The 21619-nt window shown below is 67.7% G+C and carries 16 protein-coding genes; 6 read left to right on the top strand and 10 right to left on the bottom strand.

All coding sequences use genetic code 11. The features are described 5' to 3' along the window. The first annotated feature begins 149 nt into the window (after positions 1-149). From V2S85_RS13855 to V2S85_RS13845, 3 genes are all read left to right on the top strand, one after another. Complete coding sequence (locus V2S85_RS13855; RefSeq protein WP_330703429.1) at positions 150-1397, top strand: glycosyl transferase; 1248 nt, start codon at positions 150-152, stop codon at positions 1395-1397. Next, positions 1390-2544, top strand: coding sequence for a glycosyltransferase family 4 protein (locus V2S85_RS13850; RefSeq protein WP_330703428.1), 1155 nt, complete (start codon positions 1390-1392; stop codon positions 2542-2544). Before V2S85_RS13855 ends, V2S85_RS13850 begins: the two co-directional genes overlap by 8 nt. A gap of 190 nt (positions 2545-2734) precedes the next feature. After that, the gene (locus tag V2S85_RS13845; protein ID WP_419198199.1) at positions 2735-5086 is read left to right on the top strand and encodes a hypothetical protein; all 2352 of its coding nucleotides are present in this window, start codon (positions 2735-2737) and stop codon (positions 5084-5086) included. A gap of 7 nt (positions 5087-5093) precedes the next feature. On the opposite strand, the gene V2S85_RS13840 is transcribed toward V2S85_RS13845, so the two are convergent. The 7 genes from V2S85_RS13840 to V2S85_RS13810 all read right to left on the bottom strand — a co-directional run bounded on the left by V2S85_RS13840 (position 5094) and on the right by V2S85_RS13810 (position 12745). Beyond that, positions 5094-6212: an alpha-hydroxy acid oxidase gene (locus V2S85_RS13840; RefSeq protein ID WP_330703426.1), complete on the bottom strand. Its 1119-nt coding sequence runs from the start codon at positions 6210-6212 to the stop codon at positions 5094-5096. After that, complete coding sequence (locus tag V2S85_RS13835) at positions 6209-6889, bottom strand: Fe2+-dependent dioxygenase (protein WP_330703425.1); 681 nt, start codon at positions 6887-6889, stop codon at positions 6209-6211. The genes V2S85_RS13840 and V2S85_RS13835 overlap by 4 nt, the downstream gene beginning before the upstream one ends. A 98-nt stretch (positions 6890-6987) precedes the next feature. Next, positions 6988-9360 carry a TonB-dependent siderophore receptor gene (locus tag V2S85_RS13830; protein WP_330703424.1) on the bottom strand — a complete coding sequence of 791 codons (2373 nt, stop codon included), beginning with the start codon at positions 9358-9360 and terminating at the stop codon, positions 6988-6990. A gap of 149 nt (positions 9361-9509) precedes the next feature. After that, a complete protein-coding gene (locus tag V2S85_RS13825) occupies positions 9510-10502 on the bottom strand; it encodes an FAD:protein FMN transferase (protein ID WP_330703423.1) in 993 nt (330 codons plus the stop codon). Positions 10503-10513: 11 nt separating this feature from the next. Continuing rightward, positions 10514-11437: a DUF4198 domain-containing protein gene (locus tag V2S85_RS13820; protein WP_330703422.1), complete on the bottom strand. Its 924-nt coding sequence runs from the start codon at positions 11435-11437 to the stop codon at positions 10514-10516. A gap of 40 nt (positions 11438-11477) precedes the next feature. Beyond that, positions 11478-11990 (bottom strand): DUF2271 domain-containing protein, encoded by a 513-nt coding sequence (locus V2S85_RS13815; protein ID WP_330703421.1) that lies wholly within the window; start codon positions 11988-11990, stop codon positions 11478-11480. Between the two features lie 14 nt (positions 11991-12004). Next, positions 12005-12745 carry a PepSY-associated TM helix domain-containing protein gene (locus V2S85_RS13810; protein WP_330703420.1) on the bottom strand — a complete coding sequence of 247 codons (741 nt, stop codon included), beginning with the start codon at positions 12743-12745 and terminating at the stop codon, positions 12005-12007. Positions 12746-13075: 330 nt separating this feature from the next. Between V2S85_RS13810 and V2S85_RS13805 the strand changes: the two genes are divergently transcribed. Continuing rightward, complete coding sequence (locus tag V2S85_RS13805; protein WP_330703419.1) at positions 13076-13708, top strand: TonB family protein; 633 nt, start codon at positions 13076-13078, stop codon at positions 13706-13708. 70 nt (positions 13709-13778) lie between these two features. Here the strand turns inward: V2S85_RS13805 and V2S85_RS13800 are convergent, their stop codons facing one another. The 3 genes from V2S85_RS13800 to V2S85_RS13790 form a co-directional block, all read right to left on the bottom strand. Further along, entirely contained in the window at positions 13779-14162 is a 384-nt protein-coding gene (locus V2S85_RS13800; protein WP_330703418.1) for a response regulator, read from the bottom strand. A 127-nt stretch (positions 14163-14289) separates the two neighbouring features. Beyond that, positions 14290-17934: a PAS domain S-box protein gene (locus V2S85_RS13795; protein WP_330703417.1), complete on the bottom strand. Its 3645-nt coding sequence runs from the start codon at positions 17932-17934 to the stop codon at positions 14290-14292. 140 nt (positions 17935-18074) lie between these two features. Then, positions 18075-19229, bottom strand: a complete 1155-nt coding sequence (locus tag V2S85_RS13790; protein WP_330703416.1) for a GGDEF domain-containing protein — start codon at positions 19227-19229, stop codon at positions 18075-18077. 225 nt (positions 19230-19454) lie between these two features. Between V2S85_RS13790 and V2S85_RS13785 the strand changes: the two genes are divergently transcribed. Both V2S85_RS13785 and V2S85_RS13780 read left to right on the top strand, forming a co-directional pair. Beyond that, on the top strand, positions 19455-20831 hold the full coding sequence (locus V2S85_RS13785) for a RimK family alpha-L-glutamate ligase (RefSeq protein WP_330703415.1): 1377 nt from the start codon (positions 19455-19457) through the stop codon (positions 20829-20831). Beyond that, positions 20828-21616, top strand: a complete 789-nt coding sequence (locus V2S85_RS13780; RefSeq protein WP_330703414.1) for a sulfite exporter TauE/SafE family protein — start codon at positions 20828-20830, stop codon at positions 21614-21616. The genes V2S85_RS13785 and V2S85_RS13780 overlap by 4 nt, the downstream gene beginning before the upstream one ends. Positions 21617-21619: the final 3 nt, after the last annotated feature.

Genomic DNA, 21619 nt, shown 5'->3' with positions numbered 1-21619 from the left:
GCTTGGGCAAGGCTCCCGCAGGCCGGTTTGCGGGGCGCCCTGCCGCGTGATTGTTGCAATCGCGCGCGGCGGCTGAGATTTCCTGAAATGCGTCGGCAATCCATCGGGGGCAGAGATGGTTCGCCGAAGCCTGGAATGGAGAACCCCCCATGCTCCACGGAGCGATCGAACGGCATGCCGCCCCCCCGGCACCGCAGAAACTCTGCTTTTTCTTCAATGCCCAGTTGCATCACGTCTATCACGCGATGCCGCTTGCGGTGGAGATGGCGCGCGATCGGCGCTTCGCCGTCGATATCGTCGCATTGACGCACGAACATCTGGCCCTCGCACGCGATATCGCCGCCCGGCATGGCGCGATGAACATGCGTTTCGTGCTGATCGAGGGGAAGGGTCTGTCGGCGCTGACCCGTCTGGTCGGCGGCGCCACGCCGCCCAAGCTCGCGGGCCTGCTGGCCGCGCGGCGGCAACTGAGCGCATACGACGCGATCGTGGTGCCCGAGCGCACTTCGCTGTTGCTGCGTCACGCGGGGCTGCGGCGGACCTGCTTCATCCACACCTGCCATGGCGCCGGGGACCGCGCCGTGGGCTATGACCGCCGCATCCGTCATTTCGACTTCGTGCTGCTGGCCGGCGAGAAGCAACGCCGCCGCATGCTGGAGCGCGCACTGATCCGCGAAGGGCACTATGCCGTCGTCGGCTACGGCAAGTTCGACCTGACCTGCGATCGCCCGCCGCTGCCGCTGTTCGCGCAGGAGCGGCCGGTGGTGCTCTACAACCCGCATTTCTCGCGCAAGCTATCGTCGTGGGGCGAAATGGGTCTGGACGTGATCCGCCAGTTCGCCCGGGACGACCGGTTCAACCTGATCGTCGCGCCGCACATCCGCATGTACGACGACCGGCGCCGCCGCGAGCGGGCGGAGCGCGAACTGGCCGAATTCGCGGCGCTGCCGCACATCCACGTCGATCTCGGCAGCGCCGCGAGCGTGGACATGAGCTATACGCGCATGGCCTCGCTCTATCTCGGCGACGTCAGCAGCCAGATCTACGAATTCGTGGTGAAGCCGCGCCCCTGCCTGTTCCTGGACGCTCACGGAGCGTCCTGGCAGGACAATCCGAACTATCGCCACTGGCAGTACGGCCCGGTCCATGACAACTGCGAAGGCATCACCGACAAGGTGGCCTTGGCGATGGAGACGCATGCGGCCTATCTCGGCGCGCAGCGGCAGGGCGTCGCCGATACCTTCGACTGCGAGGCGCGTGGTTCTTCCGAGCGCGCCGGACGTGCAGTGGCGGACTTCCTGACTTACCGTGCCGGGCAGCGGGACGTGACCCGTCTCATGCCGGCGAACCGGACTTCCGGGCCTTTCGCCCGAGGGGGCAAACTCATTCATGAATGAAGCGAAACGCATCTGGGTCGTCGCCCGCGTCCATGCGCCAGACGAGGGCGGCGTGCAGACTTACGTCACGCAAGTCGCACAGGCCTATGCGCGCAGCGGGCGGCAGGTGACCGTCTTCGCCAAGTCCTCCGCCGGCCCCCGGACCGAGAGTTCCGCTGGCGGCATCGTCCTGGTCGATGTCGGTCCCGGACCGATGATCGCGGTCTACTGGCGGCTGGCCCTGGCGATGCTGCGGGCATGGTTTCGCGGTGACCGCCCCGATATCATCCACGCCTGCACCTGGCGCGCGGCGATCCCGGCCCTGCCGTTTCCGCGCCCGCTGGTGGTGACGATCCACGGCCGCGAAGTGGGCCGCCCGAGCGGCATCGCATTCCGGTTGATGCGCGCCGTACTGGCGCGCGCGGCCCGCGTCGTCGCCGTCAGCGATGCGACGCAGCGCCTGCTGCTGGCGCGGCTCCCACGCCTTGCCCGGACCTGCACGACCGCCTGGAACGGCGTCGTCATGCCCGAAGCGCGTGATGCACCCGCCAATCCGCTCCCGCTTGCCGTCACCGTCTGCCGCCTCGTTCCGCGCAAGAACGTGCCTGCGGCCGTGCGCGCCGTCGATGCCTGCCGCAAGGGCGGGCTGGCGCTCGATTTCGCGGTCGTCGGCCGGGGCGTGGACGAGCCCGCGATCCGCGCCGCGATCGGCCCGTCGGACGAAGGACGCGGCCGGACCTGGCTGACCGGCTACGTTTCCGATGCGCAGTTGGCCGAGTTCCACCGTACCGCGGACATCTTCCTCCACCCGCAGCTCGCGCTGGAGGACGGCGCCGAGATGGAGGGCTTCGGCCTCAGCGTGGCCGATGCGATGGCGCATGGCATCCCGTGCATCGTCGGATGCGACGGCGGCCCGGCCGAACTCGTGCGTGATGGCGTCGATGGTCTTGTCGTCGATGGGCGCGATCCCGCCGCCGTGCGCGAAGCTGTTGCCCTGCTGGCCCGCAGCCCGACATATCGGACCCGGCTCGGTGCGAACGCGCGGGCTTTCGCGCGGGAGAACTTCAACTGGGACCGGCACTGCCAGATCGCCGTCGATGGACTGGCCGGCAATGGCGCCGCGTCGCACAGCGACCCGCCGGAACAAGTTGCCGCCTCGTTGAATTAGGATCAGGATTGCCCGTCGGCATCGAACCCGAGGCTTGAACCTTCCCGCTTGATGCGGCTAGGCTCGGACACGGGCATCTGGTCTGCAACAACGACAGGATTTCAGCTTCTTGCGGAAGAGATTGGCCACTCATCACAGCATCCGCGCCGGGTGCAGGGCGGGACTTTCCCTGGCCGCGATCTGCGGCGCGATGGTCGCGGCGTCGGCTGTGGCGGCGGATTCCGCCCCCTTCGAAATTGCCGGGCCGGACCTGCATGTCGAAGTGACGCGCAAGGGGCAGACCCTGCCGATCGCGCGCGTGCCCAGCCTGGCTCCGGGGGACAAGGTGGCCGTGCGCGGCGGCCTGCCCGAGACCCAGAGCGCCCACTTCGTGCTCATGTCCGCATTCCTGCGCGGCGCCACCAATCCGCCGCCGAAGGACTGGCTCGACGTCGCCCGGCTGTGGAAGGACAAGGATAAGGACAATTCGCTTAGCCTGACGGTGCCGAAGGACGCGCGGCAGCTGGTGCTGCTGCTGGTGCCCGAGACCGGCGGCGCGGAAGGGGTGCTGTCCGATGCGGTGCGGGGCAAGCCGGGCGAGTTCGGCCGGGTCGCCCAGGATCTCAACCAGGCCTCGCTGGACCACTCGCGGCTCGATGCCTTCATGGCGGCGATCCGGGCGCAGGACCACAACGGGCCGGAATACCTGCGCACGGTCGCCCCGGTGCTCGCCCGCAGCCTGTCGATCAAGCTGCAGGAGGACTGCCTTTCGAAAGTCATCGAACTGCAGGCTTCCTGCCTCGTCCAGAACCGCGAGGCGCTGGTGCTGAGCGACGTCCACAGCAGTTCGCTGGCCGATACGCTGACGGGAACGCCGACCGACCTTGCGCTCCAGCTCAGCGCGACGCGTGAGGGCGGGGCGGGCTATTACAGCGCCTATATCGGCGTGGCGCGCGACGTGGCGCGGATCTTCGGTGCCTTCAACAACCCGCAGTTCAACTACCTGCCGACGCTGGGCGTGCGCGAGGGCGATCGCATGTCGCTGCTGCTCAACGCGGCGCCGTCCTTCAAGAAGCCCAAGTCGGTGATCGTGAGCGCGATGCCGGCGGTCGAAGCCGACATTCCGCCGCAGCTGCGCAGCACCGCCAAGGGCGCGATCTGTATCAGGTCAGGCGCGGTGCTGCCGGTCGAAGGCGGGCCGCTGGTGTTCTCCACCGACTTCGCGCACGACATGAAGGTCCGGCTGACGGCGGCATCCGGCGAGGTGGTCGAAATTCCCGCCAGGGCACGCGCCGACAAGGGCGGCTACGAATTCGCGGCGGATACGCTGCCGGCCGCCTTCGCCGGCGAAGTCCGGGCGCATCTTCATGGCCTGTGGGGTTTCGAGCCTTTCGAGGGGCCGGATTTCGTGCTCCAGAAGCCCGGTGCGGATGCCTGGAAGCTGGCGGGCGATCCCGGCAGCCTCATCGTCGGCCGGGACAATGAAGTCGTGCTCGAAGGTGCGGCTCCGGCCTGCGTCGAGGATGCGGTGCTGCGCCAGCCCGGCGGCGCGGCGCGGTCGCTGAAATGGAAGGTGCTGGAGGACGGGCGACTTGGCGTCACCGTACCGCTCGCCGAGGTTCCTGCGGGCGAAATGCGGATCGAGCTTCGCCAGAGCGGTGTCGCAGCCGGGCAGGCGGTGACGCTGCGTGCACGGGTGCAGGCAAGCCGTCTCGACGGGCTCGATATGCACGCAAACGACACTGAGGGTGTACTGAGCGGGCAGCGACTGGACCAGGTGCGCTCGGTCACGATCGGCGATGCCGAGTTTCGCCCGGATGGCCTCGTTCGCGAAGGCGGGACGGACCGGCTCAGGCTGGTGGCGCAGGGAACCGCGCGTGCGCCCGCGCAAGGCGCTTCGGCGAGTGCCTCGGTCAAGCTGGAGGACGGTCGCACGCAGACGCTGCCGGTCCGGGTGACGGCGGCCCGGCCCCGAGTGGAAGTGCTGGGCCGCGACGTCTATCCGGGGCCGCCGTCGGACGGGGCGAAAGTCCTCGACCTTGGCACCGGCGGCCTGCTGCCGGACAATGGCGAACTGGCCTTTTCGCTGAAAGCCGCCGCCGGCATGACGTTCGGCACTGGCGACACGGTGGAGATCGGCTCGGCCCAGGGCGATCCCATCGCGCGACTGGCGGTGGGCAAGGGGCTCAACCTGGAAAGTCCGGAAGTGTTCGTCGCGACGCTGAAGGCTTCGGACCTGCCGCCCGGCACTTTCGGGCCGGTACGTTTCCGGGTCGCGCGCAAGGACGGTGTCGCCGGAGACTGGTCGCCGCTGGCCACGGTGGTGCGCTTGCCGCGCATCGAGGGTGCCACATGCACAGACGAAACGTGCACGCTGACCGGGCGCAACCTGTTCCTGGTAGATACTGCGGCAAGCGATGACGGCTTCACCCGGCCGGCTGCGGTGCCACCGGGCTATACCGGCCGGACCCTGCAGGTTCCGGGCCGTCCGGCCGACGCGACCTTGCGCATCCACTTGCGCGATGCGCCGGAGAGCACGGTACGGCTTTCGCTCGACAAGTGACCGGCGGTCAGCGCTGCAGGGCGACCAGTCGGTCCGGGGTGAGCAGGTCCGGGCGCGGGCAGCCCAGCTGCGCCATCGCCGCCTCCAGTTCGGTGCGCAGGATATGGATCATGTGCGCCACGCCCGCCATTCCGGCGACCGCCAGCGCATGCATCTGCGGCCGCCCGACCAGCACCGCGCTGGCGCCGAGGGCCAGTGCCTTTGCCACGTCGGTCCCGAGCCGGACCCCGCCATCGAGCAGCAGCGGCACGTGCCCGCCCGTGGCCTCGGCGACGCCCTGGATCAGTTCGACCGCCGAAGGCAGGCCGTCCAGCACCCGGCCGCCATGGTTGGAGACGATCAGCCCGTCCGCCCCTTCACGGACCGCGCGCGCGGCATCCTCGCCGAGCACGAGGCCCTTGACGAGGATCGGCAGGCTGGTCTCCCGTCGCAGCCAGGCAAGGTCGTCCCAGCTCGGCGCGGCAGCGGCGAGCGGGGTGCCGAGCAGGATCCTGCCGCCCGGCGTGGCGGTCTGGCGCGGGCGCGGCATCCCCGTGAGGTTCACCGCTTCGACGCCCGGCGGCAGCGTGATGCCGGCCGGCTTCAGCGCGGCATCGATTGTCAGCACGATCGCCTCGTAGCCCGCGGCCTCGGCGCGGCGGACGAGTTGCAGGCTGTGTTCACGCGCAGGCTGGAGGTAGAGCTGGAACCACAGGGGTGCGCGCGGCTTCCCCATCTCACCGGCAAGGGCCAGCGCGGCGGCGGCGATATCCTCCAGCGGTACGCTGGAAAGCGTGCTGGCCACCATCCCCGTATCAAACGCCGTCGCGGCCCGCACGCTGGCCAGTTCGCCATCGGGATGGGCGAGGCGCTGGTAGGCCAGCGGGGCGAGGAGGATCGGGGCGGCATGGGCGCGGCCAAGCAGGGTTACGCCGGTGCCTCCGTCAAGATCGGCCATGGCGCGAGGCAGCAGGCCGATGCGGTCGAAGGCGAGGCGGTTTTCCGACAGGGTGATCCCGCGCCCCGCACCTTCCTCGATGTGATGCCAGACATCGGGCGCGAGGTGCGTCGGCGCCATCCGCTCGTAATCCGCAAGGGTGCGCAGATCCGGCGGGATCGTCGCCAGCGGCGGCAGCGGCGGGGTCACGTCGCCGACCACTGGCGCAGGAGGTTGTGGTACACCTGCGTCAGCGTATCGACCGAGGCGTGATCGGGATGGTCGGTGGCGATCGACTGGATCGCGCCGTCCAGTTCGAACATCAGCCGCCGCCGCTCGGGCGAGGCGACGAAGCTCTGGGTCCAGAAGAACGAGACGAATCGCACCCCGCGCGTCACCGGCATGACCCGGTGCAGGCTGGAGCCGGGATAGACGACGAGGTGGCCGGCGGGCAGCTTGACGCTGTGCGTGCCGAACATGTCCTCAACGACGAGTTCGCCGCCTTCATATTCGTCCGGATCGCTCAGGAACAGCGTGCTGGAGACGTCGGAGCGCAAGTGCTCGCCGGTGCCGGGAATCGGGAAGATCGCGTTGTCGACGTGGTTGCCGTAATGGCCCCGGCCATCATAGCGCGAGAAACGGGGCTGCAGCACGCGTGCAGGCAGGGCGGCGGCGATGAACAGCGGGGTCTTGCCCAGCCGGTCGAGCACGCGGTCGGCGAGTTGCCTCGCGAGCGGGTGATCGAGTGGCAGCTGTTCGTTTTCCTTGACCCTGGCGGCGCGATGACCGGCGGTGGCGCGGCCATCCGCCCAGTCGGCACTTTCCAGTGCATCGCGGATCTCGCGGACTTCGGCGGCGTCGAACAGCTCGGGAATTTCTATGACCATGGGGTCTCTATTCGCGCAGGACGGGCGCGCTGACAATGATCCGCATCAAACGAAAAGACCCGGCGGACGCAGTGGGTGCGCGTCCGCCGGGATTTGATTTACATCTTCGCGGTGACGGTCAGGACCGCCGAGCGTGCATCGCCCGGGGTGGCCCAGCCGTTGTTGCGGATGCGCTGGTAGTAGAGCTTGTTGCCGATGTTCTTGACGTTCAGCTGCGCCGAGAGGTTCGGCGTGAAGTCATACGACAGGAAGCCCTGATGGATGAGGTAGTCGTCCGAATAGAGCACGATCGGCGCGGTGGCCGAGGGCGTGTTGAACGCGAACTTGCCCTGGTAGGTGGCGCCATAGCCGACGGTCAGGCCGAAGGGCAGGCGATAGGTGGTGAACAGGCTGCCCGAGTGCTTGGGCGTCTGCGTCAGCTGCGATCCGGCGGCATAATCGATCGCGGTCGAGTCCTTGTCGAGCGAGCGGATCAGCTTGCTCTTGAGGTAGGTGTAGTTCGCCGTGATCGTCCAGGCAGGCGTGATCTTGCCCGAAGCACCCAGCGCGATGCCATCCACGCGCGATTTCCCGTCAAGCTGCTGTTCGGGCTCGACGCTCGGGTTGGCCGAAGCGACCGCGTACTTGTTGCGCTCGTTGCGGAAAGCCGATGCGGTCAGCAGCAGGCCGCCGTCGAACAGTTCGGCCTTGGCGCCGATCTCATAGTTGCGGGCCTCTTCGGGATCGATGTTGCAGGTCGCTCCGACGACGCCGGGGGCTGACATCGTGCAGGCGCCGTTGACCGAGTTCTTCGAAGGCGTCTGCGAGTTGCCATAGGCACCATAGAGGCTGACGGCCTCGACCGGCTTGTAGACCAGACCGACGCGGTATGAGAACAGCGTTGCGGCATTGCGCGATCGCGTGCCGATGACCGATGCCCGTCCGAACGGGATCGTCTGGCCATTGACGACGCAACCCGCCGCCGTGCTGCAGATCGTGTCGGTGCGCGAGGTACCGGTGTTGCGTTCGACGCGGGCACCGGCGTTCAGTTCGAGCTTGCCCAGCTTCATCGTGTCGAACAGGTAGCCCGCCACGTTGGTCTGCTCGCCCGTCGTATGGCCGGTGCGGATGAAGTTCACCGCGCCGGTGTAGACGTTGCTGCCGTAAGTGAAGGCGCCGGGACCGGCGATGACGTCGTTCGGGTTGTCGATGTTGATGAGCGGCAACGTGGCGAAGCCGGCGGTGCCGTCGGCATTGCGCAGCGAGTTGCCGTTGTTCAGGTCGTACTTTTCCCAGGTCGCCGCACCGCCGACGTCGATGGTGTGCTCGATTGCGCCGGTGTTGAAGGTCGCCTTGAGGTCGATCTGGTCGAACATCAGCTGGTTGCGGATGTCGCGCGTGGTGCCGCGCGGGCCCGAAGGCTGGTAATAGCCCGCGGGGACGGTGCCGCAACTGGCGCCCGTCGGCGTCAGGCCCGTGGATGCCAGGCAGTAAGTGCCCTGCGGCGGGTCGACGATGGTGAGCTGGCGCGAATCCTGCCAGCGGGCGAGGTTGCGGATCGAGACGGTGTCGCTGAAGTCGTGCTCGAAGATCGCGGTCAGCTGGTCGATGTTGATGCGCTGCTTGTCGACGTTGCGATAGCCGAAATAGTCGCTGCGATGCACGCCGGGGACGGTGCCACTGTAGTAAGGCACGCCGTACTGCGGGATGTTGTTATCTTCCTGGTGGAAGTACTGAAGGGTCAGCTGCGTCGGGCTATCGATGCCGATCGTCACCGACGGAGCCACGCCCCAGCGCTTGTAGTCCTCGACGTCGCGGCCGGGCAGGTCGTTGCGGTGCCACATCGCGTTCAGGCGGAAGGCGACGAGGTCGTTGACGCGCTTGTTGAGGTCCACGGTGGCGCGGTAATAGTCGTCGGTGCCGACGCCGGCGGTCGCGACATAGGCGTCGTCGGCCTTGGGGCGCTTGGTGACGATGTTGATGTTGCCGCCGACCGAACCGGCGCCCGAGATCACCGAGTTGGCGCCGTTGGTGACTTCGACCTGCTCGAGGTTGAACGGATCGGTGCGGGTGACCTGCGCGCTGTCGCGCACGCCGTCGATGGTGATGTCGTTGGCGGCGCTGTAGCCGCGGAAGGTGATGTTGTCGCCGGGGCCGGTGCCGCCCTCGCCGGCGCCGAAGGTCACGCCCGGAACGGTAGCGAGCACGTCGCGCAGGGTCAGCAGGTTCTGCTGCTCGATCACTTCGTTGCTGAGGACGGTGATCGTCTGCGGCGTGTCACGGACGGGGCGGGTACGCTTGGGCGATTCCAGCTTGCGGCCGGGCTGTTCGGTGATGGCGCTGTCACTGACGGTGACGCCGCCAAGGCTGCGCTCGCTGTCGGCCTGCTGGGCCAGGGCATCGGTGGCGGCGAGCGGCGAAAAAGCCGGAGCGATGCAGGATAGTGCAAGGAACGTGCGGCGGGCAGCCGCCTTGGATGGCTTGATTGACATGTCTTCCCCTCTGAAGCTTGACGAGGGGCTGATATTGATAGTCAATCGCATTATCAAGCACGGATTTCAAAAATGTTTCGGTTAAATTTCAGATTTGAAATCGGTCTGAAATATTCCGGTGCGGGAAACCTTCTTTTGCAGATTGCGCGTCAGACGGCCGGTTCTGCCTGCGCGATCGGTTCGATGAGGGATGCGAGCGTCGGGCTGATCCATTCGGCCACCTCATCCCCGTCTCGTGTCAGAGCGCGCACGGCGAGTTGTTCGCGGGTGGCAAGACGGCGCATCGCGGCCGGTTCGTGGACGCTCAGTGCGGTCGCCCACGCATCGGCGAGCATCGCGGAAGGATGGATGACGCTGACCGCCATGGCGTGGCGGACCGGCTCGCCGCTGCGCGGGTCGATGGTGTGGTGGCCGCGCACGTAGTCGCCCGATGTCGCTACGGCCAGTTGATGCAGGGCCACACGCAGCGGTGCCACGTCGCGGGACGGCGTTTCCAGATCGACCCACCAGGGATCGCCGTCGGGACGCAGACCGCGCCCGACCAGTTCGCCGCCGATCTCAACGAGCACATGGTGGCAGCCCATGTCCGCCAGCAGCCCGACAAGGGCATCGACGGCGTGGCCCTTGGCGATGCCCGACAAGTCGAGATGCAACCCGCCGGGCTGGCGCAGCCGTCCCGCAGCACGGTCATGGGCGAGGCGGTGAAAGCCGGAAAGGGCACGCGCCTGCGCGATTTCCTCCTGCTCCGCCGGCCGGTCTACGGACACCGGGCCGTGCCCCCAGAGGTTTACCAAGGCGCCGATGGCCGGATCGAAGGCGCCGCCAGATCGCTCGGCGAGGTCCAGCGCCGTGTCGATCACCAGCGCGAAATCCGGCGGCAGTGTCAGCCAGGTGCCCGGCGCGGCGCGGTTGAAGCGGCCGAGAAGCGAATCCTCGCGCCAGTGGCTCATCTGCGCGAGGATCGTTTCCAGCCGGGCTTCGATGGCGCGGGTCACCGCCGCCCGGCCGAAGCCGGGCGATGCGGTGACCTTGACGCGCCAGGTGGTGCCCATGGTCTCGCCGTCCAGTTCGACCACCGGCAGCCCCTGCCGCCAGGTGGCGAACGAGGCCGCGTCGATTTCCAGCGGAACGGCGAGGCGCATGGAACCGGTCGTCAGGGTGCGACGACCTCGAGCGTGGTGGTGAACGACATGCGGCGCGCGGTGGCCTTCGGGTCGCTCGGCTTGGTGTCTTTGGCGCTGGCGCTCAGCCAGTACCAGCCGGCGACCGGCCACTTGACCTTGAGCACGCCATCCGGCCCGGTGGTGAGTTCCTGCGCGTCCTCGGCCTCGCGGTACTTCTTGCCGCCGGGCACCACGGTCACCTTGACGCCGGCGGCCGGCTTGCCGTCGACCAGGAAGCGGAAGTTGCCTTCCTCGTCCGAAACGAGTTCGTCGGGATGGCTGATCGGGTCGAATTCAAGGCCCTTGCCGGTGAGCGCGACCTTGGAAGGCTCGCCCGCAGTGACGTAGACGAAGTTGCGAGTGATCGATTCGGTCAGCTTGATGTCGGTCGCGCCGGCCGGGATGTCGGCGACGGTGGCGACCATGCGCATCGGCTGGCCACCCGGACCACCCGGGCCACCGGGGCCGCCAGGACCACCAGCGGGAGCACCCGCGCCCGGGCCACCCGGACCACCGGGCGCGCCGGGAGCGCCTTGCGGGCGACCGCGTCCACCCACGCGCCATTCTTCCGCGCCGACCTTGAAGGTGCCGCCGATCGACGAGCGCTCGATGCCGATCTTCCAGGTGCCGGCCTTGTTGACGGCGACGTCGAAGGTGCCGCGATGCCGTCCCTTGGAGGGATTCTCGACCTTGCCTTCGGTGCCGTCGGGTGCCCAGACCGACACCTGCGCGGGGTCGAGCGGCATGTGATCGGGGTAGAACAGGTCGTTCGACACGGCGGCATCGATGGTCACGTACTCGTTGGTGCTGGCCAGCGTGCTGGTGGCCGGCAGCAGCCACATGCGGTGGGCGAGTGCCGGTGTGGCGAGCGCGGAAGAAACCGCGGCGGCGATCAGGATGGAGCGGAAGCGCATTGGTGTTCCCCTGTTGTGTGTAGAAGCGAAGGAAATCGGATCAGCGGATGGTGACGGTGCCCAGTTCGGTCTTGCCCGAGGCCGAGCCGCCCTTGCCGCCGACCGTGAACGGAACCGAGACGAGTTCGCGGCCGCCGGTCTCGCGTGCGGCCTCGACCTTGAGGACGTAGTCGCCCTTGGGCAGGTTGGCCGGAATCGCCACGGTGTAGCTGCCCGGTGCGCGGGTGGCGCCGCTGACGCCGTCGGCGGGCAGGGTGAGCGAGCGGCCGCCCTTGCGCCACCAGGTGCGCAAGTCCGCAAGCCACTTGGTGCCCGGCTCGTTGCCGCGCTTCTTCAGGTCGTACCACACGAACAGCGTGCGCGCGTTCCCGCCTGCAGCGGGCTCGACCCAGCCGGCGACGTAAGGGCGGTGGTACTCGGCCACCTTGACCTGCGGTACGGTCACGGTGACCGAAGCGGCGAGTGCCGGTGCGGCGCCGAGGCTGGCAGCGGCGCCGGTCGCCAGTAGGGGCAGCGCAGGCAGGATTCTTACCGGGTTCTTTTGGCGGGTCATCACGGGCTTTCTCGTCAGTGGATGAAAAGGAGGGCCAGCAGCACCGGGATCAGCAGGCTCAGGCCGACCAGCGGCCAGGTCATCGGCCGATGCTTGGCGTGCAATTGGAGAAGAAACAGCCCGGTGATCGTGAACACCAGGCAGGCGATGGCGAACAGGTCGATGAACCACGACCACGCGCCGCCGGTGTTGCGGCCCTTGTGCAGGTCGTTGAGGTACGAGACCCATCCCCGGTCGGTGATTTCGGCTTCGACATCGCCGGTCGTGCGATCGATGCTGACCCACGCATCGCGGCCCGGTCCGGGCATGGCGACATAGACTTCGTCCTCGGCGGACCAGTCCGCCGCGCGGCCGGTCGGGTCGAGCGGGACGACACCGGCCACGGCCTTGGCGACTCCGGCAGGAAGCGGTGCGGTACTGTCGCCGGCAGCCGGCAGGTCCGCCAGGAGCGCGGGTGGAAGCTTGCCCTGGCTGCGGGTCACTGCTGGTTCCGCGCCGATCGAGGCGGCATGGTTCAAGGTTATGCCCGTCGCCGCGAAAAGCAGCATGCCGACCAGCGAGATCGCCGCGCTCACCCAGTGCCAGGTGTGTAACTGCTTGAGCCAGAAGGCGCGGGCCTTCTTGTTCTTCTTCGCCTTGGGCTTCGGCCTTGCGGGACGCGGAGGGGCCACGGGCGTTGGCCGCGCGCCGACATCCGAGGTTCCGCCGTCCCGCGGATCATCGGCGTGTCGTTCGAGGGCGTCGGCAACTTCCAAGTGTCGCATCCTTCAATTCGGCAATCTTCGTTTCGGCGGGCGCCAGTTTCGCCGGGAGGGCTTTTGGGCGGCGACGTGCCGCCGACGTCGCTGCGATACCCAGAGCCCTCTGGACGACGAGCTGCTTAGTGTATATGCAAATCACTCGCAATATTGGTTGGCAGGAGATTACAATTGGCGACAGTTGCGGCGCCCATGCGGGATGAGATCGCACCCGTTCCGCTCCCGGCATTGATGCCTCGGGCGCAAACCGCGGGCTCCATCGCTCGCGATTCGATCGAGAATCTCGGGGGCGAACGAGCGCTCTACAGCCCGGCGCGCGGAAATCCGGTGGCGTTCATCGCCTCGGCGGGGATGATTCTCGGGATCGCCGCCTGCATGGCGACGCTGAACATGGTTGCCGCGCACAAGGAGCGCGCGCACCTTGCGGTCGTCGACCTCCATGAACTCGACGTCACGCCGCCGCCGCCTCCGCCGCCCGAGCCGACCAAGCTGGAGACGCCTCAGGCTGCGGTGACGCAGACCGTCGTGCCCAAGCCGATGATCGAACTGCCGGCGCCGGGGCCGCAGCAGGTCATGGTCGATGCGCCGCCCCCGCCGTCACCGCCCGCCGTGACCAGCGAAGGGGTCAAGGCGAACGCCGCGCCTGCGCCCGCACAGGCGCCGGCATCGACGATGGAAGGGGGAGACCTTTCCAGCAAGGTGCTGTTCGCCAAGCCGCCTTCCTATCCGATGGATTCGCGCCGTGCGCACGAACAGGGCGTGGTCAAGCTGTTGCTGCTGGTCGGCTCCGACGGTATCGTCAAGGATATCAAGGTGGCGGCAAGCAGCGGCAGCTCCCGCCTTGACGGCGCCGCCTTGCGAGCGGTGAAGCACTGGCGCTGGTCGCCGACGATGAGCAATGGCGTGGCCATGGCAGTGCGCGGTTACGTGACGATCCCGTTCGTGCTCACCAGCGCCTAGGACAAGCGACAGGGCCGGGTCGGCGTTGCGGCAATAGTGAAGGCTCGGTTCGCGCCAATGGCGCCGCGCTTCAGTTGCGTGCCTGCAGGGCTTCATGCAGGCGCGTCATCGCCTGCTCGAGCTGGGCCGAACTGTAGGGCTTGTCGAGCCGTACCGTGGGCTTGTGCACCAGCCCGGGTTCGAACCCGCCGCTGGCGATCGCAAGGGGCACCGCACGCTCGGCCAGCTTGGCGATGACCGGATCGGCCTTTTCACCGGCGAGGTTGAGGTCGATCACCGCGACGTCGTAATCGTCCGAGACCGCGCCATCGAGCGCGGAGGCCAGCGTCGCGAAAGGGCCGACGACCTCGCAGCCGAGATCGCCGAGCATTTCTTCGAGGAGCATCGAGACGAGGAACTCATCCTCCGCCACCAGTACCCGCATTCCATCGAACCTGGGCATTTCCTCAGGCATGCGAACTTTCCTGGAATGATGCGTTCGCGACAACGCATTGCGCAGGCAAGGTATTGGCAAAAGTGTGGCATTTCGGCAAGCGCCGTTTCCATCGTCGCGGGCCTCATCCCTGCAGTGCGCCGGCGGGTCAGGCCTCGATGGTCTCGCGAATCCGTTCGGCTAGGATATCCATCGCGAAAGGCTTGGTAATCATCGCCATGCCCGGTTCCAGGAAGCCGGACGACAAGGCCGCGTTTTCGGCATAGCCGGTCATGAACAGCACCTTGAGCCCCGGCCTGCAGAGGCGTCCCGCATCCGCCACCTGCCTGCCATTGAGGCCGGGCAGGCCGATATCGGTGACCAGCAGGTCGATGCGACGGTCGGACTGCAGGATGGCGAGACCCGCCGGGCCATCGGACGCCTCGATGGCGGTGTAGCCCAGCTCGTCCAGCACTTCGAGGATCAACCCGCGCACGACCGGCTCGTCCTCGACTACCAACACCACTTCGCCTTCCTGCGCGGAAGGGGGGGTGTCCCTCTCTTCGGCAGGATCGGCAGCCCCGTCTGCGCCTTCATATCGGGGCAGGTAGAGCTTGATGGTGGTGCCGACGCCTTCCTCGGAATGGATCCGCGCGTAGCCCTCGGACTGGCGGGCGAAGCCGTAGATCATCGAGAGGCCGAGCCCCGTGCCCTGGCCGATCGGCTTGGTGGTGAAGAAAGGGTCGAAGGCACGGGCGGCGGTGTCGCGGTTCATGCCCACGCCGGTATCGGTTATGGCGATGCAGACGTACTGGCCCGGCTTCACCTCGCGTTCCCGCACCGCATGATCGCCGTCAAGATGCGCGTTGCAGGTCTCGATCGTCAGTCGGCCGCCGCCGGGCATGGCATCGCGGGCATTGATGACGAGGTTGAGGATCGCGCTTTCGAGCTGGTTGGGATCGCACCGCGTCAGCCAGAGTCCGCCTGCGAGCACGAAGGACAACTCGATATGCTCGCCGAGCGTGCGCCGCAGCATGTCCTCCATCGAGGCGATCAGCGGATTGGTGCGGACCGGGCGGGGGTCGAGCGGCTGGCGGCGCGAGAACGCGAGCAGGCGGTGAGTCAGCGCCGCGGCACGCTCCGCCGAGGTTCGCGCGCCGGCGAGCCAGCGCTCCAGTTCCTGCGTGCGGCCCTGCGCCAGCCGATTGTGCATTACGTCGAGGCTGCCGGTGATGCCCTGCAGCAGGTTGTTGAAGTCGTGCGCGATCCCGCCGGTGAGCTGCCCCACCGCTTCCATCTTCTGGCTTTGGCGCAGGGCGTCTTCGACGGCGCGCTGCTCGGTGATGTCGCGGCCGATCGCATGGATGCGCCGTTCGTCGGGCACGGCGGTCCAGGCGAGCAGGCGATAGTCGCCGTCCTTGGTGCGATAGCGGTTCTCGAAGGCGATCGTACGCCGTCCGGTGGAAAGCTTGGCGATCTCGGCGGCGGTGGCTTCGAGATCCTCGGGATGGACGAAGGAGGCGACGCGGCGACCCAGCATTTCCCCCTCGTGCCAGCCCAGCAGGCGTTCGGTGGAGGGGTTGACCGCTGTAATCATGCCGTGGAAGTCGCAGACCAGCATCAGGTCGCGGCTAATGGACCACAGGCGGTCGCGATCCTGCGCATAGGCCGCTTCGGCCTGCTTCTGCGCCTCGATCTCGGTATTGGTGCCGATCCATGCGGTGATCGCGCCTTGCGTGCCGGTCAGCGGCAAGGCGCGCGCGAGGTGCCAGCGATAGGCACCGTCGGCGTCGCGCAGGCGCAGTTCGGTGTCGAAGATCTCGCCGGTGCGCAGCGCCCTGGTCCAGCGCAGGACCGCCGTTTCACGGTCCTCGGGATGGATCAGCCGGGTCCAGCCGTCACCTTCCAGTGCGCCGCGTGGCTCGCCGGAATACTGGTAGGCACGGTCGTTGAACCAGTCCAACTGGCCGTCGGCGCGTGCGGTCCAGACGTGGGTGGGCATGTTCTGGGCAAGGGCGCTGAACTGCGCCTCGCTCTTCTCGAGTGCCATCTGCGTGCGTTTGCGGTCGGTGACGTCCTGCACCGCGCCGATCATGCGCACCGCGTTGCCGGCGGCGTCGAACTCGAAGTCGGACTTGCGCGCGATCACCCGCTCCTCGCCGGTGTCGGCGCGGTTGATGCGGTATTCGACGTCCATCGCGGCCAAGCCCGAATGGCGCCGCGCGTTATTCGAGGACAAGTGCCGGTCGGCCGGAACGATGATCTGCTCGAAGATCCGCGGAGACATCGCCCCGCCCTGCGGTACGCCGAAGATGCGGCAGAACTCGTCGGTGCCGCTGATCGTATCCGCGACGATGTCCACCGAGAACAGCCCGACGCCGCCGGCCACCTGCGCCCGGCTGAGCTGCTCCGCGCTCAGGCGCAGGGCTTCCTGGGCGTCGTGCTCGAACGTGCGGTCGCGCATGAGCTTGACGAAGCCGATCGCGTGCCCGGCCTCGTCGCGAAGCGGGGTCATCTCGCTCAGGCCCCAGAAGCGTTCGCCGGTCTTGCGGAGGTGCCAGCGAGCGTCGTGCGCGCGGCCGGTGTCCAGCGCCTCGCGCCGTTTCGCTGCGGGTCGGCCCGTTTCGCAGTCCTCGGGCGTGAAGAAGACGTCGATCGGGCGGCCGAGCATCTCCTGCTCGGTCCACCCAAGCATCGCGGCGGCGCCGGCGTTCCACAGGGTGACGCGTCCCTCGATGTCGATGGCGACGATGCCGTAGTCGATCGCGCCGTCGAGAATCTGGCGGTTGTAGTCCTCGCGCTCGCGCAGCAGTTCCTCGGCGCCGACGCGCTGGACATGCGCCCACGAGCGTTCGGTGACTTCGCGGATCACGCCCAGTTCGTAGGCGTTCCAGGTGCGGGGCTTTGCGTCGTGGATCGCCATCAGCGCCGTCAGCCGTCCTTCCTTGACGAGCGGCATGCAGATGGTGGCGGCGATGCCCATGGCCTGGAACGTGCGGGATTCCTCAAGGGGGAGTTCGACCGCGTTGTCGTTGATGATGAGCGGGCGGCCGGCGCAAAGCTCCTGCACGGCGAGCGTCCCGAAGGCCGCGAGGCTGTAGTGCCCGACGATCGAGGTTGCGCCGGGCGCGTGCCAGTCCCCGCGGATCGTGAAGCCGTCGCCGACATTGTCCATGTCCGCGTAGGCGCAGTTGGACAGCCCGAGGTGCTCCGCGGTCAGGCGCGTGGTGATGGCGAGGATTTCCTCCGCCCCGCGGCAATCGGCGACGGCGCGGCCGAGGTCGTCGAGGAAGCGCAGCCTGGTCTCGCTTTCTTCCAGCGCCTGGCGGGCGTGGTGCGCCTCGGTGATGTCGAAGACGACGGCCATGACACCGCCTGGCCTGCCATCATCGCCGGGGACGGGGGAGTAGTCGAGGTTCAGCCAGACCTGCTCGGGCGCGCCGTGGCGATGCAGCGTCAGCATGTGATCGCGGTAGCTCAGCGTCTTGCCTGCGAGCCCGGTCTCCATGACCTGGGCGTTGAATTCCGCCACTTCCTCCCAGCCGTCGAGCACATTGGAGCCGAGCAGGCGGCTGTCGCGACCGCCGGCGAAATCGGCGTAGGCGTCGTTGTAGATCATGACGCCTTGCTTGCCCCACAGCAGAACCAGCGGCACGGGGGAGGCCAGCATCATCGCTACCGCGTGCCTGAGGCTGGAGGGCCAGTGCTCGGAAGGACCGATCGGCGTCGCGGCCCAGTCATGCGTGGCGATGCGGCGCGCAAGGTCGCCTGCGAGTCCCATGAACCCGTCGCCACTACCTACGCTGCGCGCCATGCCCCTGATAAGTCCCTTCGCGCTGCCGGCCGGCGCTACCCCGAACATCAGCCGACGCCATTAGCCTTCCCGCAAACTCATCGCGCGCGGGAGGGTTCCCGGTCAATGCCAGATATGCGGCGTCGAGGCCCGTTCCACAGCTATCCGACGGCAGCGATCGGGAAGATTCCCGAACCGTGGCGCGGCGCGCGCGATGCCCGGTTGCGGCCTTCGCTCTTGGCTTCGTAAAGGCCTCGATCCGCCTGGAGATGGGCCAGGTCCAGATCCTGGGAACCGCCGTGGAATGCGGCGCAGCCGATGCTGAGCGTGCCGCAGTTGCTGCCGCTCTGGCGAGCGGCGAAACCGGTGCAGAGATCCTCGGCGATGCCCAGCCCGGCGGCTTCGTCGATCCCGGGCAGCAGGACCGCGAATTCGTCACCGCCGAGACGGGCGACGATCGCGGTGGGGGGAACCCGCGTCATCAGGAACTCGGCAAGGTCGCCGAGCAGCCGATCGCCCTCCTGGTGCCCGAAACAGTCGTTGATCGTCTTGAAGTTGTCGACGTCGATGACCAGCAGCGCGCCGTTGCCGGCTCGCGCGGCGCCTGCATGGGCCTCGAAGCCGCGCCGGTTGAGCAGTCCGGTGAGCGGGTCGCTTTCCGCGAGCTTCGTCACGCGGTCCTCGCGGCGGCGGCGCAGCGCGCCGGCGATCGACATCGCGAGGGCGACTTCGACCAGGATGCCCTCGAACAGCGAAAGCGCGATCATTGCTCCGCTATAGCTGGAAAGATCGACGAAGGCGCCCGGAACGAAGGCGCTCATCGCCTTGACGCCGTAGAACGCGCCGTGGACCAGGAACGTCGATGCCAGCATGCTGGTTTCCGAACGGGTCGTCCGGCGCGTCTCCACCAGCATCGCGGCGGCCCGTAGCGAAAGCAGGGCCACACCCGCCGCATTGACGAGGGACATGACCTGGTCCCGGTCGCCGGGAACCGGGATGGCGGTCAGGATGGCGCAGAACACGGGGGCCAGAAGCCAGGCCAGCGGCAGCTTGCGGTGCGTGAAGGCGGCGGCGCCATGCAGGAACAGCATGTGCGCCAGCGGCACCATCGCGTTCGACAGCCAGATCCCCACCAGGAACGAGCCATCCTGTCGCAATGGCGCCAGCGAGCAGCCAAGGACGATGGACAGGAACCCGAGCGCGAAGCTGAGCAGGAACCCTTCGCGCAGGGAGCGCCATTCGATGAGCAGGAACGCAGCCGCCACGAACGCGATCCCGTTCGACAGCAGCAGCATCGTATGTGCATCAACCGACATGAAGAACCGACCCCCTTTGCCAGGCTCCTTTAGGGGATTATCCTAAACAAAACGTGCATTTGCAACGCGCGGTGAGGGTGACGGCCCATACGACCCGGAGTGCCATGGGCTTGCAACTATCGTGGTCCAGGGCCATTCTCCCGAACACACACCCGGCCGAACGCATGCGCGAAGGCCAGTCGCATTTTTGTCAGCGCCAGTTTCAGGCCAATCCGGGGGATCGCATTGCGCGGCTGGATTCTCTTTCAGCATGAACTCGATCCGGCGATTCCCGAGGTGCCCGAGGTCTTCCGCTTTCAGGAAGCCGCCGGCGAACTCGGGATCGAACTGCATGTGCTGCAGCCGCATCGTTTCGAACTCGTGGTCGGGACCGTCGGCGACTGGGTGATGAAGTACCACGGCCGTCCGATCGAGAAGCCGGACTTCGTGATCTGCCGCACCGGTGCCGAAACCGACTATTTCACGCTCGCGCTTCTGCGGCATTTCGAGCGCCGCGGCGTGCGGCTGGTCAACGGCCCGGCGACGATCGAGACGGTTTCCGACAAGCTGCACACGCTGCAGACCCTCAATCGCGCCGGGTTGCCGATCCCGCGCACCATGCTCGGCACGTTTCCGATCGACGTCGATCTGGTGGAGCGCGAACTGGGCTTTCCGGTCATCGTCAAGACGCTCAAGGGCACGCGCGGGGCCGGCGTGCTCAAGTGCGAGGACCGCAGCCAGTTCGAGGATCTCGCCGGCCTGCTCGAAAGCGCGGAGGCCAAGGCGGACTTCATCCTCCAGCACTACGTACGCGCCAGCCATGGCCGCGACGTGCGCGTGCTGGTGGTGGGGGGGCGCGTGATCGCGGCGATGGAGCGGCGCTCGCTGACCGGCGGTTTCAAATCCAACGTCTCGCTCGGCGGGGTCGGCGTCGCCTACAATCCGCCGCCGGAGATGGCGGAACTGGCGGTCCAGGCGGCCGACGTGCTGGAACTGGACATCACCGGCATCGACATCCTGTTCGACGAGGACGGCTACCGTATCTGCGAGGCCAATTCGGCACCCGGCTTCCAGGGTCTGGAACGTGCGACCGGGCTCGACGTGCCGGGCGCGATCCTCGAATGGGTGATCTCGACGCAGGTGGCCGCGCTGGAACGCAAGCCGGCGCCGGCGGAGAGCACCGCGCTTGCCGACATGGTCTTCGGCGGCCGCACCGGCCTGCGCGCCATCAGCGATCGAAATGCCGAATTCCGGCCCTTTGCCAGTGCAGTGGGCGTGCGGATGGTCGCGGCGGGCATCGGCTGCCTGGTGCAGGGCACTTTCCCGCAGATGCTGGTCGATCGCCGCAGCCCGACCGGGATCGGCCTGCGCAGCCTGTTCGAAAGGCGCGCCAAGGTCGATCTCGGCGGCCTCAACGACCGGGTGCAGGAGCGGACATTGATGATCGTCCTGGCCGTCGCGATCTGGGCCGCGGTGTTGCCATGGCTGGCAGGCGCGGAGCCGCTGCTCAGCGGGGTGCTTTCGGTGCTGTCGCTCGCGTTCCCGGCGCTGTTCCTGCTAACTTCGCCGGCCGGGCGGTTTCGCGGCGGCAGCAGCGCCCGGCGGCGGGGGAGCGGCAGGTGAGCGACTTGTCCGCCATTCCCTGGGAGGCGCTGGCTCCCTTCATCCTCGCGGGCTTCTTCGCCCAGCTTGTCGACAGTGCACTCGGCATGGGTTTCGGGGTGATCGGCAATTCCATGCTGGTGCTGCTGGGGCTGCCGCCCGCCGCCGCATCCTCGGTGACGCACACCGTCGAGGGCTTCACCAGCGGCGTTTCCGGGGCAGCCCATGCCTTGCAGCGCAACGTCGACTGGATGTTGTTCGCACGCCTCGTGGTGCCGGGGATCGCGGGTGGCCTGTGCGGCGTATGGGCGCTCTCGCACCTGAGCCTTGGCATCCTGCGGCCGGTGCTGCTGGTCTATTTCGCGGCTATCGGCATTTACCTCATCTGGCGCGGGGCGCGGCGACCGCAGGCCTATCGGCGGATGCGGGCGGTGGGGATCATGGGGTTTCTCGCCGGCTTCCTCGATTCCTTCGGCGGCGCCTGGGGGCCGGTGACGACCGGCAGCCTGATCGCGCAGGGGATGACGCCGCGCATGGCGGTGGGAACCGTCAACGCGGCGGAGTTCTTCGTGACCGTCACCGTGCTCTCCGCCTTCATCGGCAGCATCGGCTTTCCCGCCTTTGCGCTTGCTGCGTCCGGCCTGCTGATCGGCGGGGTGATCGCTTCTCCGATCGGCGCGCTGGTGACGCGCCGGGCCTCGGGCAAGAACCTGACCCAGTGGATTGGCGGGGTGATGATCGGGCTGAGCCTGTGGGGGTTGGTGGCACTGGCCTTCGCCCCGATCCCGTTGTTCGCGCGGATGTGATCC

Origin of the sequence: Novosphingobium resinovorum, from assembly GCF_036352595.1 — a bacterium.
Taxonomy (GTDB): domain Bacteria; phylum Pseudomonadota; class Alphaproteobacteria; order Sphingomonadales; family Sphingomonadaceae; genus Novosphingobium; species Novosphingobium resinovorum_B.
The sequence above is the reverse complement of the archived record's forward strand: the minus strand, read 5'-3'. Positions and strand labels throughout refer to the sequence as shown.